Consider the following 237-nt stretch of genomic DNA (forward strand, 5'->3'; position numbering starts at 1 on the left):
CGAACTTTATGAGCGCATCGTCAAGCCGGGCGTGCATCGTTGCCGCAGCATCAAGGCTGCCGAGGCTGCCAAGGTCATCGAAAACACCCAGCGCGACCTGAATATTGCGCTGATGAACGAGCTGGCCATTATTTTTGACCGCCTTGACATCGACACAACAGAAGTACTGGAGGCCGCTGGAACAAAGTGGAATTTCCTGAAATTCAAACCCGGCCTGGTCGGTGGTCATAAAGTTCG

1 pseudogene is annotated in these 237 nt (G+C 53.6%); it reads left to right on the forward strand.

The features are described from left to right. A pseudogene (locus SAZ04_RS22980) lies at window positions 1–237 on the forward strand (nucleotide sugar dehydrogenase); the annotation flags it as partial.

It is taken from the genome of Halalkalibacter lacteus, assembly GCF_036663595.1.
Lineage (GTDB): Bacteria > Bacillota > Bacilli > Bacillales > Bacillaceae_D > Halalkalibacter > Halalkalibacter lacteus.